Source organism: Hamadaea tsunoensis DSM 44101 (assembly GCF_000428945.1).
Taxonomy (GTDB): Bacteria; Actinomycetota; Actinomycetes; order Mycobacteriales; family Micromonosporaceae; genus Hamadaea; species Hamadaea tsunoensis.
In genome coordinates this window covers 59330-74647 of the sequence record NZ_KE386821.1, presented here as the reverse complement: position 1 = coordinate 74647, position 15318 = coordinate 59330, and the positions used below count along the sequence as shown (strand labels likewise).

13 protein-coding genes and 1 pseudogene are annotated in these 15318 nt (G+C 72.7%); 7 read left to right on the top strand and 7 right to left on the bottom strand.

The annotated features are described in order from the left end of the window. The first annotated feature begins 64 nt into the window (after window positions 1-64). Together G401_RS0139390 and G401_RS58120 are read left to right on the top strand one after the other, a co-directional pair. Window positions 65-946 carry an RNA polymerase sigma-70 factor gene (locus G401_RS0139390; protein WP_051367926.1) on the top strand — a complete coding sequence of 294 codons (882 nt, stop codon included), beginning with the start codon at window positions 65-67 and terminating at the stop codon, window positions 944-946. Next, window positions 943-2166 carry an SAM-dependent methyltransferase gene (locus G401_RS58120; protein WP_245602072.1) on the top strand — a complete coding sequence of 408 codons (1224 nt, stop codon included), beginning with the start codon at window positions 943-945 and terminating at the stop codon, window positions 2164-2166. Before G401_RS0139390 ends, G401_RS58120 begins: the two co-directional genes overlap by 4 nt. Here G401_RS58120 and G401_RS0139380 read toward each other — a convergent pair. After that, window positions 2159-2464 carry a LysR family transcriptional regulator gene (locus tag G401_RS0139380; protein ID WP_027346802.1) on the bottom strand — a complete coding sequence of 102 codons (306 nt, stop codon included), beginning with the start codon at window positions 2462-2464 and terminating at the stop codon, window positions 2159-2161. The genes G401_RS58120 and G401_RS0139380 overlap by 8 nt on opposite strands. 83 nt (window positions 2465-2547) lie before the next feature. Further along, on the bottom strand, window positions 2548-3159 hold the full coding sequence (locus tag G401_RS0139375) for a TetR/AcrR family transcriptional regulator (RefSeq protein ID WP_027346801.1): 612 nt from the start codon (window positions 3157-3159) through the stop codon (window positions 2548-2550). A gap of 58 nt (window positions 3160-3217) precedes the next feature. Here G401_RS0139375 and G401_RS0139370 point away from each other — a divergent pair, with 58 nt between their 5' ends. After that, complete coding sequence (locus G401_RS0139370; protein WP_027346800.1) at window positions 3218-3751, top strand: membrane protein; 534 nt, start codon at window positions 3218-3220, stop codon at window positions 3749-3751. A 139-nt stretch (window positions 3752-3890) separates the two neighbouring features. Continuing rightward, window positions 3891-5399, top strand: coding sequence for a hypothetical protein (locus tag G401_RS0139365; protein ID WP_027346799.1), 1509 nt, complete (start codon window positions 3891-3893; stop codon window positions 5397-5399). A 22-nt stretch (window positions 5400-5421) separates the two neighbouring features. Here G401_RS0139365 and G401_RS0139360 read toward each other — a convergent pair whose 3' ends face one another. The 3 genes from G401_RS0139360 to G401_RS0139350 form a co-directional block, all read right to left on the bottom strand. Beyond that, window positions 5422-5841, bottom strand: a complete 420-nt coding sequence (locus G401_RS0139360) for a DUF6086 family protein (RefSeq protein WP_027346798.1) — start codon at window positions 5839-5841, stop codon at window positions 5422-5424. A gap of 226 nt (window positions 5842-6067) precedes the next feature. Next, the gene (locus G401_RS51555; RefSeq protein ID WP_051367925.1) at window positions 6068-7279 is read right to left on the bottom strand and encodes an MFS transporter; all 1212 of its coding nucleotides are present in this window, start codon (window positions 7277-7279) and stop codon (window positions 6068-6070) included. A 119-nt stretch (window positions 7280-7398) separates the two neighbouring features. Then, window positions 7399-8010 (bottom strand): TetR/AcrR family transcriptional regulator, encoded by a 612-nt coding sequence (locus tag G401_RS0139350; RefSeq protein ID WP_027346797.1) that lies wholly within the window; start codon window positions 8008-8010, stop codon window positions 7399-7401. Window positions 8011-8094: 84 nt separating this feature from the next. Between G401_RS0139350 and G401_RS51550 the strand changes: the two genes are divergently transcribed. Further along, a complete protein-coding gene (locus G401_RS51550; protein WP_034594520.1) occupies window positions 8095-9540 on the top strand; it encodes an FAD-dependent monooxygenase in 1446 nt (481 codons plus the stop codon). Window positions 9541-9571: 31 nt separating this feature from the next. Here the strand turns inward: G401_RS51550 and G401_RS51545 are convergent, their stop codons facing one another. After that, entirely contained in the window at window positions 9572-10627 is a 1056-nt protein-coding gene (locus G401_RS51545; RefSeq protein ID WP_051367924.1) for a glycoside hydrolase family 18 protein, read from the bottom strand. Window positions 10628-10649: 22 nt separating this feature from the next. After that, window positions 10650-11936, bottom strand: a complete 1287-nt coding sequence (locus G401_RS0139335) for an alpha-hydroxy-acid oxidizing protein (RefSeq protein WP_027346796.1) — start codon at window positions 11934-11936, stop codon at window positions 10650-10652. Window positions 11937-12031: 95 nt separating this feature from the next. Here G401_RS0139335 and G401_RS53910 point away from each other — a divergent pair, with 95 nt between their 5' ends. Beyond that, the gene (locus tag G401_RS53910; protein ID WP_157546795.1) at window positions 12032-14530 is read left to right on the top strand and encodes an ATP-binding protein; all 2499 of its coding nucleotides are present in this window, start codon (window positions 12032-12034) and stop codon (window positions 14528-14530) included. Window positions 14531-14587: 57 nt separating this feature from the next. Continuing rightward, a pseudogene (locus tag G401_RS51535) lies at window positions 14588-15318 on the top strand (hypothetical protein); the annotation flags it as partial.

Below are 15318 nucleotides of genomic sequence, written 5' to 3'. Positions count from 1 at the left end.
CACACAGTCCACACACGAGCCGTTCAGTCCGCACACGAGACGCTCAGTCCACACAGGAGACACGATGGACATCCGCCCCGAAGCCGTCCCCGGGGCGGATGCCGTCGAGGTCTTCGCGCGCGTACGCGGCCGGCTGTTCGGGATCGCGTACCGGATGCTGGGCAGCGTCACCGAGGCCGAGGACCTGCTCCAGGACGTGTGGATCAAATGGCAGGGCTACGACCGCTCGACGGTCGCCGAACCGGCCGCGTTCCTCGCCACGGTGACGACCCGGCTGGCCATCAACGCCCTGCAGTCCGCCCGCGTACGCCGCGAGACCTACATCGGGCCGTGGCTGCCGGAACCGGTGGACACCAGCGCGGACCCGTACCTCGGCGCCGAGCGGGGTGAGGCGCTGAGCCTGGCCGTGCTGCTCCTGCTGGAGAAGCTGACCCCGACCGAACGGGCCGCCTACGTGCTGCGGGAGGCGTTCGACTACCCGTATCCGCAGATCGCCGAGATCGTGCAGGTCGGCGAGGCGGCCGCCCGGCAGCTCGTGAGCCGGGCCCGCAAGCATCTGGCGTCGCAGCGGCGTACCCCGGTGTCCCCGGCGGATCAGCGCAGGCTGCTGACGGCGTTCGTGGCCGCGGCCCGCGACGGCGACCTGGCCGCCCTGGAGCAGCTGTTCGCAGCCGACGTGGTCAGCTACGCCGACGGCGGCGGCGCGGCCCGTGCCTCCCGCATCCCGGTCGTCGGCGCGGCCACGGTGGCCAGGTACGTCCACGCGTTCGCCGCCCGTTTCTGGTCCGGCGTCGAGATCGGCTGGGGTGAGGCCAACGGCCGGCCGGCGGCCCTGCTGGGGCGGGACGGCCGGCTGTTCGCGGTCGTCACGATCGACGCCTCGGCCGACGGCATCGGGCAGATCCAGTGGATGATGAACCCCGCCAAGCTGCGCTCACGCCCATGAGCGCGTACGCCGGGTTCGCCGCCGCCTGCGCCGCCGCCGATCCGTCCGCCTTCGAGGCGGTGCTCGCCGGTGACGCCGTACTGGTCTGCGATCACGGCGGGCGGCGGCCGCTGCCGCTCGCGCCCGCACGCGGCCGGGCAGTCGTCGCCCGCGTCCTCGCCGACCTCCTCACCGACCTGCGGACCGGCCCGGCGGCCGAGCCTCCCACCGAGACGACCGCGACCGCCGAGACCATCGGAAGCGCCAAGACCACCGGGAGCGCCGAGACCACCGGGAGCGCCGAGACCGTGGCGACCGTCGAGGCCGTGAACGGCCGGCCCGGCGTGGTCCTGCGGCAGACCGGCCACGCGGTCGGGGTCGCCGGCCTCAGCGTCCACAACGGACAGGTGACCGGGGTTCTGCTCGTGCTGAATCCCGACAAGCTGCATCGCTGGCATCGCCCGGAACACCCGCCCCGGACAGGTAACCTGGCGGGCATGGCCGACGTCGAGCCCAGCGCTCCCAGCACCGCCCGCATGATCGACTACTGGCTCGGGGGCACGGACCACTTCCCCGTCGACGTCGCCGCCGCGCACGCCTTCGAGGGCGCGTACGGGCCGTGCGCCGAGATCTTCCGGTCGCTGCGCAGCTACCTCGGCCGCACCGTCGCGTACGCGTTCGATCAGGGCGTACGCGACTTCCTCGTCTTCGGTGCGGGCATTCCCAGCCACGGCAACGTGCACGAGGTCGTGCCGGCGGCGCACGTGCTGTACACCGACGCCGACCCGGAGATCGTCGCCCAGGGGGCGGCCCTAGTCGCCGGGTCCGATCTGGTCCACTACGTGCGGGCCGACGCCACCGACCCCGGCCTGCTCACCGACGGGACGGCGGCCGCCCACCTGCCCGGCTGGGGCAGCCGCCCGGTCGGACTCGTCTTCCTCGGCCTGGCCGCATTCCTCACCGACGACCAGCTCCGCTCCACACTGGACATGCTGTACGCCGGCGTACCCGAAGGCAGCCTGCTCATCGTCGACTTCGACGGGACGGAACTGACGGCGTACCCGCAGGCACTGGCCATGATGGGCGACGGATTCCACATGCGCGACCCGCGCGATTTCGGGGCACTGCTCGGGCGGTGGCGCCCTGGACCGGAGGGCGTGGTGCCGGTGGCGCGATGGCGGCCGGAGGGTGACCCCGAAGCGGTACCGGACGCGTTCTGGGGCTGCGTCGCGGTCAGATAGCGGCCGGGTCCCGGCCGGCCTCGACAGCACTCCCGGCCTCGGCCACGCTCGCCGCCACGGCCGCGCGGATCGCCGCTGCGGCCTGGTCGAAGGCGTCGACCGCGCGCGTGGCGTGCTCGATGAAGGTCTCACCCAGCGGGGTCGGCGTCATCCCGGTACGCGTACGGTCGAACAGCGTGCCGCCGATGATCCGCTCGACGCGCAGGACCTGCTCCGACAGGGTCTGCGGGGCGATGTACAGGCCGACCGCGGCCGGTCGCAGACCGCCGGCCCGGGCGATCGCCAGCACGTACCGCATCTGCTGAATATCCACTCGCCACCCCCGCAGCCGCGCGTCCGTCAGCGTCGGACACGTGAGGAGACGCTACACCGCGGGGCGGATCAGCCGTTCTCGGGCGGCGCCGGAATGATCGTCAACCGCGCCAGGTACGCGTCGAGCTGCGCGATCATCGCCTCGACCGTGAGATGACCGGCCATCGCCTGGACGCTGAGCCCGTCGACGACGGCGTGCAGCCGGTGTGCCCGCGCGGACAGGTCCTCCGGCGCCGGGGCGAGGATGCCGACCTCGCTCAGCCCTTCGACCATCTGCAGGCACAGCCCGTACATCGAGCTGAAGTGCCGGCGCTGCACCCGCGCCAGTTCCGGATCGCCGAGGCCGAGGGCGAGGAACGAGAACGCGATCGACGCCTCCGTACGCCGTACGTCGTCCACCGGCATCGTCTGCAGCAGCACGGTGCGTACCGCGGCGACGGGCTCGGTGGGCACCGGCAGCGCCTGGATCCGTTCCGTCACCTGGTCGATGACATGGTCGCAGGCGAAGGCCAGCAGCTCCGCGCGGGTGGCGAAGTAATGCCGCAGCGACCCCGTCGACCAGCCCGCGGCGGTGGCGACCGTGCGGATCGACACCTCGGCCACGCCGTGCTGGACGATCACCTGCCACACGGCGGCGGCCAGCTCCCGGCGGCGCTGCTCGTGGTCGACGATTTTGGGCACGGGCTATTATGACACGGTCGTGTTAAAACACGGTCGTGCTAAATAGGGGGAGGACGTCATGGTTCCGCTGATCATCGCGTGCGAGGTCGGCTTCTGGGTACTGCTGCTGACCGGACTCGCCGCTCGCTACCCGCTCAAGGCCAGGGCGCTCAGCACGGTGCTGCTGATCTGCGTACCGCTGGTGGACGTGGTGCTGCTGGCCGCATCGATCATCGACCTGCGCCGCGGCGGTACGGCCACCGTGGCGCACGGGCTCGCCGCCATCTACATCGGAGTGTCGGTCGCCTTCGGCGGCCAGATCGTCCGCTGGGCCGACAGCCGGTTCGCCCACCGGTTCGCGGGCGGTCCGGCCCCCGTCCGGCCGCCGAAGTACGGTCAGGCCCACACGGCCCACGAGCGGCGGCAGTGGCTGCGCCATCTCCTCGCGTACGCGATCGCCGTGACGATCATGGGGATGTTCACCCTGCTCGTCGGCGACTCCGACCGGGTCCTGCCGATCTGGGGCCCGATGGGCGGCTGGGCGATCGCCCTGGTCATCGACTTCGTGGTCTCGTTCAGCTACACGCTGTCGCCCCGCAAGGCGAAGCCGTAATCCCGTCCGCGCGTCCGAACACTGTGGACGCATGGTTGATACACATCAATTGATCAGCCCACGGTCACGGACGGTCCGGCGGACACCGCCGGACCGTCACCCGCTGTTGAATCCCAGGTAAGGCTGGGAAGGCGGAACGATGACGGGTGCGGCGACGGACGGCGGGGACCGGATGAAGGTCGTCGGCATCTACGCGACCAAGTGGCGCTACCCGGCCGACATCGAACCCCCGTCGCAGGACAAGTTCCACGGCACCCGCCTGGAGCAGTTCGGCGAGGACTTCGGCGACCTGCTCCCCCGGCTGCCCAGCCCGATCGCCAACGAGGAGATCCCGCCCGACCGGATCGCCTTCGACGAGGACCTGGCCGGGATCACCGTCGAGGCCGCGTACGCGTCCCTGTTCGTGCTGCCCTCCGACCAGGTCGTCGCCACGCTGACGGTCGAGTGCCGCACCGAGCGCCTGAACGAGGTGCACGGCCCGGCCGACGTGATGCTCGACGAGTTCACCGCGCAGCGGTTCACCATCCGCGGCCGGGGGCTGACGGACTACCTGAGCGCCATGGCCCCGATGGGCACCGAGAACTACGACACCGCCGCCCGGCAGGCCGCCGCCCTGTCCCGCCCGCGGTGGTGGTCCTGGCGCGCGCCGGACGTCCCGCCGCTGGACCCGCCGCCCCGCATCGAGGTGACCGAGCAGCACCAGATCGTGTTCCTGCCCCGTAGCCCCGAACTCGACGAGGACGTCATCGACGCGCTGGTCTACCGTGACCAGCCGCGCTACCGCCAGGAGTTCACCCAGCGCCAGGAGCCGGACGAGCTCAACACCGGGCCGAACCGCGGCATCGTCACCACCAACGTCAGCCTCATCCAGGGCCACGACCGTGCCCTGCGCGACAGCGTCTTCCTGTCGACCGTCCAGATCGTCGGCACCCTCGCCCGCTTCCGCCAGATCTGGGACCAGGCCTATTCCGAGGTACGCCGGTTCCGGCGGGACAAGCAGCGCGACAACACGCCCGACGACGAGACGCCGGTGCGCAAGAAGCCGGCCAAGAACCCCGACACCCAGACCCGCGACGACCTCGAACGCCTCGTGGACCTGCTCGGCAACCTGGAGTTCGACCTCACCTTCAGCGTCGAGTTCCCGCTGATGCGTATCGAGAGCTACCACTCGGCGCTGACCGAGGTGCTCGAACTCGACCTGCAGGCCGGCCGCCTGAGCAGCATGTTCGAGCAGCTCGGCGGCAGCATCCAGTCGGAGATCACCGCGATCGACATCCGCAGCCAGCGCGACTCCGACGTACGCAACCACCGCAACGAGGTCGCCTTCAACGTGTTCGCGATCGTCGGCGTACCGCTGGGTGCGCTGCTGGCGTTCTTCGGGGTCAGCGCCAAGGACGTCGATCCCGGCCAGTCGATGCTCAACTGGCGCCTTTACCACGACGAATACCTGCTCGCCCTGCTGCTCGGCCTGCTGCCGCTCGTGGTGCTGGCGATCTCGCGCCAGATCGCACGCGGCCGCCAGCAACGCAAGCAGCTGCGGCACGAGCGGGAGAAGACCCTCGTGAACGCGGTCCGGGATCAGCAACTGCGGGCGGCCCGCGCCGTCAACGGCGGCCACATCGTGCCACCAGCCGACCCAGCGTCCTGAGTGGAACGATGCGCCGGGCGGCTCAGACGGGCATCCCGCGGGCGTACTCGGCGGCCAGACCGAGGAGCCGGGCGGCGTCGCCGAGCGGCCCGATCCCCTGCGGTCCGGCCGACACGTCCCGGCCGGACAGCACCGGGTCCTCCTCGAGGGCGCCCACGGTTCCACCGGCCCGGTTCACCAGCACCAGGGCCGTCGCCAGAAAGTCCTCCAGCAGGGCCCGCAGGATCGGATGGTTCGACCCCAGGTAGGTGCGGACCAGCGCGTTCACGAACGCCTCGAAGGTCGCGAGATCGACCTCGTGCTCGTCGGCGCCGGTGTCACGCAGGCCGACCGGCTTCTCCGCGATGCCGGCCGCGGCCGCCGCGACGTCCAGGAACAGCCGGGCGACGCGGTTCGACGGATTCCACAGGATCCGGCGCCCGATCCGGAAGTTCTGACTCATACGCGACCGCCTCGGGTTGTCATGGTGAGACCGATACGTTCCACAGCCGACGAACTTACGGCTCTCCGTACGCCTGCGTGAGCGCACCCCTGCGGCGATCGCCCGGATCGCGACCGCACCGTGCCGCCCATGGCCCCAAGATCCCGTTTGGATCAGGGAAATCACCCGAATCATGGGCCATGATTACGTGCGAAAACCTGATCCAAGCGGGATCTTGGCCCCAGGGTCAGCGAGCCGAGGCCGGTTGCGGGTCCGGTGCCTCGGTGCGGTCCCGGGTGGCGGCATGTTCGGCCGCGACCGGTACGAGCAGCGCGGCGACGAGCGGCAGCGCGGCCACCACGGCGAAACTCGTGGCGAAGCCCGCGAGGCCGATCGTCAGCGCCAGGACCGGCGGGGTGGCGGCACCCAGGCTGTTCTGCCCGGTCGTCTGGATGCCGAGGGCGCGGCCGGCCCAGGCGGGCCCCGCGTGCTCGGCGACCGCGGTGAAGGCGAGGCTGTTGGTGGTCACCGCGATCACGCTGAGCACCAGCAGGACCGGTACCGCCAGGCTCCACCCGGCGGCGGCCGCGCCGGCCAGGACCAGCATGCCCGCGCCGGTGGCCAGGGCGATGATCCGCATCGGCCGCAGCCGGCTGTCGGTGCGGTCCGACCAGTACCCCGCCCCCAGCCGGCCGAGCGCGCCGCAGACCTGCGCACCGGCCAGCAGATGCCCGGCGGAAAGGGCCGACCAGTGGCGGGCGTCGGTGAGGAACACGATGGCGAACGTGGTCACGGTGACCTGCGGGATGGCCAGCAGCGCACTGGCCGCGTGGATGCGCCACAGCATCGGCGTGCGGTAGGGCGACACGGCCGGCTCCTGCGGGCCCGGATCGGCTTCCTGCCGTACCGGGTCACGGACGAGAACCAGCGCCGCGAGCGCCGCCAGCAGCAGCAGCGCCCCGAGGAACAGCAGCGGCCGGTCGAGGCCGCCGGTCGCGAGCGCGGGCAGGGTCGCGGCGGCCAGCGCGACACCCAGCGGCTGGGCGCTCTGCCGGATGCTCATCGCCAGGGCGCGCTCGTGCCGGGCGAACCAGCCGAGGATCAGCCGGCCGCTCGCGAGGACCGAGGCACCGCCGACACCGGCGAGGGCGAGGCACGCGGCGAGGCCTCCCGTACCGGGTGCCCACTGGGCGGCGATGAGCACCAGGCCCGCGAACCCGAGGCCGGTGGACAGGACCACGCGTTCGCCCCACCGGTCCGCCGCCGCGCCCCAGGCGATCAAGGTCAGCAGTACGCCCGCCGTCGGGCAGGCGACCAGGACTCCGGCCATCTCCAGGGAGAACCCGTCCTGCCGCAGCGCGGGGATGAGGTACGCGAGTCCGAACTGGAAGGTGCTGCCGGAGATCATGGCCAGCAGGCCGACCACGAGGATCAGCCAGCGCCTGCGTTCGTCTCTCATCCGCGAAGGTCCCGTCCCCCGATGGCGCCGGCCGGTGTCGCCGGAGCTTCGCACGATACCCGGGCAGGGCGACGGTCACGAGGCGCCGCGGAACGCCTCGATCCACACGAGACGGCCGGTCAGGCCGGCCGGTGCGCGCGTACGAGAAGGTCGGCGGTCTCGTGCGCGATCGCCTTGCGGCGGGCCGCTGTCAGCGGGCGGGTGCCGTAGGCGCTGGCGACCCGGCCCTCGGTGATGAGCAGGTACGCGAACTGCCGTGCCGCCCGGGCGGGATCCGCGACGCTCAGCGCGCCGGTCGCGTCGCAGCGCCGGAAGTACTCGGTGAGCTCGTCGTCCAGTACCGGCGCGGCGCTTTCGCCCCATTCCCGGCCGAGTTCCGGGTGGTGGACGAGTTCGGCGATGGTCAGCCGGTGCAGGGCCGCCACCGTGGGCGACAGCGCGGAGGCCAGGATCCGGTCGCCCAGGCGGGTGAGGTCGCCGATCGGGTCGCCGGTGCCCGTCGGCAGGGCGGCCGCGGGTACGCCGGCGGTGTCCCGCGCGGCGGCGACGGCGGCGACGAACAGCGCCTGCTTGTCGCCGAAATGGCGGTAGACGGTCTGCTTGCCCACGCCGGCCGCGGCCGCGATGTCGTCGACGCTGGCCGCGTACCCGGCGCGTAGGAAGGCTTCGATGGCGGCATCGAGGATGGCCTGGCGTTTGCCGGCCGAGGGCGTACCTGTCACGGTCGCCACACTACCCGACTCTAGACGAGACCGTCTCGTCTCGTTATGGTCATATCAAGACGAGACGGTCTCGTCTTGGGGAGGAGACGAGCCATGGACACCGACGTCGGCATCGCCGGGGCCGGACCGGTCGGCCTGCTGCTGGCCGCCGAGCTCTGCCTGGCCGGCGTACGGCCGATCGTGCTGGAGCGGCTGCCCGCCCCCAGCGAGCAGCCGAAGGCCCGCGGCATCGGCGTACTGGCCGCCGAGGCGCTGCGCCGGCGGGGGCTCGGGCCGGCACTGGACCACGAGCACGACAAGGGCCTGGCCGCGCTCGCCCGGGAGCACGGCACCACCAGGACGCACTTCGCCTGGATTCACAAGATCGACCCCGACACGGCGGACCCCGGCCGGCACGGCGCGCTCATCGGCCAGCCCGCCCTGGAACGGCTGCTCCGCGGACACCTGGCCGAACTCGGGGTCGAGGTGCACTTCGGTCACACCGTCACCGGCTGGGCGGAGGACCCCGACTCGGTCACCCTCACCCTCGACACGCCCACCGGCACCCGCCGGATCACCGCCGGGCACGTGGCCGGCTGCGACGGCGGCCACAGCACCATCCGCAAGCTCGCCGGATTCGGCTTCCCGGGCACCGCGCCCCTGATGACCGTCCGCTACGCCCAGGCCCGCGTACGCGAGCGCGATCAGCTGCCGCCGCCCGGCCGGCTGCCCGGCGGCACGCTGTTCCACGAGGAGGGCGTGGTCGCCACCTTCGACTTCACCGATCCCACCGCCGACCGGTCCGGCGCGCTGTCCGCCGACGAGGTACGCGAGAGCGTACGCCGGGTCACCGGGGTGGACGTCGTCGTCGAGGACTTCCAGGGCGGGCTGCGGTTCACCGACCAGGCCCGGCAGGTCGACGCGTACCGGCGAGGGCGCACCGTGCTCGCCGGCGACGCCGCCCACGTGCACTCCCCCAACGGCGGTCAGGGCCTCAACCTCGGCCTGACGGACGCCGTGAACCTCGGCTGGAAACTCGCCGCCACGGTACGCGGCGCGGACGACGCGCTGCTGGACAGCTATACCGCCGAACGGCATCCGGTCGGCGCGGCCGTCCTGCACAACACCCGGGCGCAGTCCGCGCTGCTGGCCCCGGGAGCGCACGTCGACGCCCTGCGCGACATCATGGGCGATCTCATGGACCTGCCCGAGGTGAACCGGTACCTGGCTCGGCTGCTGTCCGGCGTCGGCCACCGGTATCCCGTACCGGACTCCGGGGCGCATCCGCTGGTCGGCACGCACTGCCCGCCGCTGACGGTCGGCGGGGCACCGTTGGAGCAGCTCACCACCGACGGCCGGCCGCTGCTGATCCATCCCGCCGCCGACGGGTCGGGCCTCGGCGACCGGGTGAAGGCCGTGCGGGCCGCCGTGGCGGACGACGAGCGCCTGTCATCCGTCCTCGTGCGACCGGACGGTGTGATCGCGTGGGCGGCGGCGCCCGGCGCGGTGCCGGACCACGAGGCGTTGCGGACCGCCGTCGACCACTGGTTCCCGGTCTGATCCACGGCAACCCGACAAGCCCGGTGACGGGTCAGCCGCGGAACGGGCGCGTCATCGCCGTCAGGAGCGTGTGCTCGTCGTCGTCCCCCGCCAGGTGCCACATGAACGCGCCGCGCAGTCCGAGCCCCGCCGCGTACGCCGATCGCTCCTCAATGGACTGTGCGTCCTCGAAGCTGACGAAGGTACGCGTACCCCGGTGGTAGAGCCACGGTGAACGGGCGACGGGATGGCGGTGCTGTTCCCAGGCGGGGTCGGTCAGCAGGTCGCGGCGGATGTCGCGCCAGTCGCCGACGGCGACGGTGCCGGTCTGGGTCTGGAACAGGCCGGCCTGGTCGCCGGGTGCGGCGACGGTGAACCCGCGGCCGTAGAACGGTACGCCGAGCACGAGCCGGTCGCGCGGTACGCCGTGCCGCTCGTAGTACGCGACCGCGCCGGCGACGTTGTTCGACGGCCGCAGGGCGGGGTCGAGCGGGTCGTCGGCGACCTCGGCCAGCGGCGCGTTGAACGTGGCGACCGGCGAGAAGCCGGTGCCGAAGTCGTAGGTCATGAGGTTGACGAAGTCGAGGATCTCGGCCAGTTGGGCGAGTTCGTAGCTCTCGGCCGGGTCGTAGGGTCCGGCGGACTGCAGCCGCCCGGCCGGGAGGGCCGCGGTGAGCTCGCGGCCCGGGGCGAGGCGGTCGCGCAGTTCCCGGGCGAGCAGCGTGCAGTTGCGGCGGTCCTCGGGGCGGTGGGTGACCTCGGCGGGACCGCCGGAGACCGGGAACTCCCAGTCCAGGTCGATGCCGTCGAAGCCGGCGCCGAGCTCCAGGCACTGGTCGACCAGGTGCGTACGCGTCCGCGCGGTCAGGGCGGCGTCGGAGAAGCCGTCGGCGCCCCAGCCGCCGACGGACAGGATGACCCGCAGGTGCGGGTACGCCCGCCTGATGGCCGCCAGCTCGTCGGAGGCGCGGGACGGCAGGCGCAACCGGCCGTCCCGGATCGTGGCGAAGGCGTAGAAGAGGTGTGTCAGCTGGTCGGCAGCCGCGCCCCGGACACCAGCCGCCACTGCTCGATCGCCGTAGGCGGGAAGGTAGGCGCCCAGGATCATGCGCGCAGGATACCGCCGCCGATCATCGCCTGCGGGGCACGAGCAGGTCGCGTGTGATCTCGGCGAGGCTCCGCACCCCGGCGAGGGCCATCGTGAGGTCCAGTTCGGCCGCCACGTTGGCGATGACCTCCTCCACGCCGCGCTGCCCGGCGACCGCCATCCCGTACATGTAGGGGCGGCCGAGCAGCACCGCGTCGGCACCCAGGGCGAGGGCCGTGAAGACGTCGGCGCCCGTCCGGATGCCGCTGTCCATCAGGACCGTCGCGTCCGGACCGACCGCGTCGCGTACGCCGACCAGCGCGTCCAGCGAGGCGATGGCGGAGTCGACCTGGCGGCCGCCGTGATTGGAGACGACGATGCCGTCCACGCCGTGGTCGAACGCCCGCCGCGCGTCGTCCGGGTGCAGGATCCCCTTCAGCACGATCGGCAGCCGCGTACGCCCGCGCAGGGTCGCGATGTGCTCCCAGCTCAACAGCGGGTTGGAGTAGATGTCGAGGAACGTCTCCACGGCCGCCCGCGGGTTCGGCGAGCGCAGGTTCGCCCGGAACGAACCCGGATGGTGGCGGGTGATCGACAGCAGCGAGCGGATGGCGGCCAGGGTGACCTTCGGCCGCTCCCCCGGCCGCGCCCGGCGTACCCGCTCGTCGACCAGTTCCGTGAAGCGCGGGTCGGACGTGTACTGGCCGATCCCCAGGCCCCGCGCGAACGGCAGCGAGCCCAGGTTCAGGTCCTGCGGGCGCCAGCCGAGCACGGTCGTGTCCAGCGTGACGACCAGCGCCCCGGCGCCGGCGTTCTCGGCCCGCTGGATGAGGCTGTCGACCAGTCCCTCGTCCGTGCTCCAGTACAGCTGCATCCAGCGGGCCGCGTCGCCCATCGCCGCGGCGGTCCGCTCCAGCGGCGTACCGGCCTGGTTGGTGAAGACGTAGGGGACGCCGGTGGCGGCCGCGGCCCGCGCGGTGTGCAGGTCGGCGTCCTCGTCGACGAGCTGGCCGGCCCCCACCGGGGCGAGCAGGAACGGCACCGGCAGCGGCGTGCCGAGGACCGTACGCGTCAGGTCGCGCGCGCCGCCGCCGCGCAGCATCCGCGGCACGATCGCCCAGCCGTCGAAGGCCTCCCGGTTGTTGCGCATCGTACGGCCCTCGCCGGCGCCGCCCGCCACATAGGCCCACGCCTGCGCGCTCAACGCCTTGCGGGCGGCGCGTTCCAGGCCGGCGAAGTCGGTCGGCACGGCCGGACGCGAGCCCAGCACGCCGTCACGGTAGATCCGGGACTGGCGTACGCGGCCGGGGCCCGGGGCGAGGTCGGACATGGCTCCTCCTGACGGCACGGACAGCTCCCAGTGAATTGTCCAGGTTGCTACGATCGGCCTCACTGCGACGCGTCCGCCGCGATGTCTGGTGTGAGGTGAAACAGCTCTTGTCGCTCCCGTTCGGCGTACTGCTGCGCCAGCATCGCCGTACCGCCGGCCTGACGCAGGAGCAGCTCGCCGAGCGTGCCTCCATCAGCAGCCAGGCGGTCGGCGCCCTGGAACGCGGCAGCCGCCGGTTCCCCCATCAGTACACGGTCAGCCGGATCGCCGACGCACTGGGCCTGGCCGACGACGAGCGGGCCGTCCTGGTCGCCGCCGCGGCCCGGCCGTCCGCGCCGGCCCCCGACCGGCCACCAGCACCCGTCGGGGACCCGCGTACGCGGGTCCTGCCCCGACAGCTGCCGCCGCCCACCGTGCTCACCGGCCGCGACCGGATGACCGGCGAGATCGTCGAGACCCTGCGCGAGGGTACGCGATCGACGGTCCTGCTGGTCGGCCCGGGCGGGATCGGCAAGAGCGCGCTCGCGCTGGCCGCCGGCCACCGGTCGGCCGAGGACTTCCCCGACGGCCAGCTGTACGCCGACCTGCGCGGCGCGCACGAGCAGCCGGCCGACGCCCAGGCGGTGCTGGGCCGGTTCCTGCGCGCGCTCGGCCTGCCGCCGTCCGAGGTGCCCGACGATCCCGACGAGCGGCTCGGCGCGTACCGCAGCATGATCTCGGGGCGGCGGCTGCTGCTCGTGCTGGACGACGCCGCGGGCGAGGAGCAGGTGCGGCCGCTGCTGCCGCCGGACGGCGCCGGCGCGGCGATCGTGACCTCGCGCCGCCACCTGGGCGCCCTGCTCGGGGCGGCCCGGTGGACGGTGCCGGCGCTGGCCCGGTCCGACGCGCTGGAGCTGCTGCGCCGGCTGGCCGGGCCGGACCGGGTCACGGCCGAGCGGGCCGCCGCCGGGCGGGTCGTCGACGCGTGCGGGTACTCGCCGCTCGCGCTCTGTGTGGCCGCCGGCCGGCTGGCTGTCCGTCCCGATTGGACGGTCGCCGAACTCGAGCGGCGGCTGACGGCCGAGCACGGACGGCTGGACGCGCTGTCCGTCGGCGACCTCGACGTGCGGGCGAGCATCGGCCTGAGCTACCACTCGCTCAGCCCGCCGCAGCAGCGGCTGCTGCGTCGCCTGGCGGTCCAGTGGGCACCGGACTTCCCGATGTGGGTCGCCGACGAGCTGTCGGCCGGACCCGCCGAGCCGCTCTTCGACGAGCTCGTGAGCCTGCATCTCGTCGAGCCGGCCGGCGTCGACGCGGTCGGCCAGCAACGCTACCGGCTGCACGACCTGATCGCCGAGTTCGGCCGCGAGCGCGCCCGCGCCGAGGAGTCCGCCGAGGAACTGAGCGACACCGGCGACCGGTTGCTGCACGCCTGGCTCGCACTGGCCGGCGTGGCGGACGAAGCCTCGGACTACGGCTACGGGTACGGCAACGACCTGCCGTACCACCAGATCGACGGCCCTGCCGCCGCCACCGCCCGCGCCGTGCCGTCGGACTGGCTGGCGGCCGAGCGCGCCACCCTCGTCGCCGCCGTCGGCCACGCCTGCCGGCGGGACCGCCCCGACCTCGCGGCCGCGCTCGCCCTGCGCATCGCCGGTTTCCTGCGCGTGCGCGGCTACCGCGACGACCACCTGGGCACCCTGCGCGAGGCGCTCGCCGCCGTGCGGGAGACCGGTCACCACCGCCTGCGGCTGCGGCTGTCCCAGACCCTGTTCAGTGCCCTCATCGAGCACGACCTCGACGCCGAGATGGCCGCCCTCAGCGCGGAGATGCTCGTCGCCGCGCGCGCCCTCGGCGACCGTGATCTGCTCGTGCGCGCGCTCATGCAATCCAGCCTGTACGCGAAGCGGCGCGGCCGGCTCGACCGGGCGATCGGGGACAGCGAGGAAGCCGTGCGGGTCTGCGACGGCACCTCCGCGCTGCTGCTGTCGACGGCGCTGACGTGCGTCGCCACCGCCCTGCTCGAATCCGGACGGCCGGGGGAGGCACTCCCGCTCGCCGCGCGGGCCATCGCGATCCAGCGGGCCGCCGGCGCCTCGGTCATGATGGCGCTGCGGCTGTTCACCTACGGCGACGTGCTCGCCGACGCGGGCCGGACCGCCGACGCCGAGACTGCGTTCGCCGAAGCCCTCGCACTGGTACACGCGGCCGGGCACGAGGCGGCCCAGGCGTACGCGGAGCTGCGCCTCGGTGATCTCGCCGTGCGCCGGGGTGCCTGGGACACCGCAGGCATCCTCATCGGACAATCGCTGGCGACCTTCGAGCGGCTGTCCGACGCCGGGAGTGCCGCGTACGCGCTGCGGTCGCTGGGCGATCTGGCGCTGGCCCGCCGGCAGCCCGCCGAAGCCGTCGAACCGTTCCGGCGGTCGCTGCGGACCTGGCAGCGGCTGCGGATGCCGTTGGAGGCCGCCCGCCTGCACGCCCGCCTCGCGGAGGCGGCCACGGCACTCGGCCAATCCGGCGCGGCCGAGCACCAGGCCGCCTGCACAGCCGTCCTGAACGAACTGGGACTCGACGTACGCGCCCTGCGGCAGCCGCTGCGCGTGAATGTATAGGTGAAATGTAGACATCGTCACTGTCGCACGCATCGATGTACAGCCACACTCCGATCCATGACTCCGACACCCCTTCCCCGCCGGGCGATCGCCGCGGCGCTGGGACTGCTCGTCGCCGCAGCCACCTGCGCCACCCTGGCCGCGCCGCCGGCGGCGAATGCCTCCTCGACCCGCGGCGGGCAGATCACCCGCTCCGAGGTGATCTCCCGCGCCACCGACTGGTACAACCGCCGCAACGACTCCGACATGGGCTACAACCAGCAGGGCTGGACCTGGGACGCCGCCCACGAGCGCCAGTACCGCAAGGACTGCTCCGGATACGTCGACATGTCCTGGCACCTCAACGCCGACCCGAACACGGACGGCCTGAACACCTCCACGTACACGACCGCGATCAGTCGCAGCGACCTCAAGCCGGGCGACATCCTCGACGACCCGGGCGTGCACACGATCCTCTTCGGCGGCTGGGAGGACTCGGCGAAGACGCACTTCTGGTACTACAGCTTCGGCTCGACACCGCTGGCGAAGGTCACCGGCGCCTCGTTCAGCTGGGCGGAGCTGTCCAGCCACCCGACGTCGGCGTACAAGGCGCTGCGGTACAAGAACATCGTCGACGACCTGTCCGGCAGCGCCTCCATCTACGGCGTCCTGTCCGACGGGCGGCTCACCTACAGCGTCGTCGACGCCTCCTCCGGTACGCGTACCCACGGGGCCGTGGTGTCCGGCGCCTCCATCGGCTTCGTGCCGAAGGCGATGGCCACGCTCAACTTCAACACGATCCTGGCCAC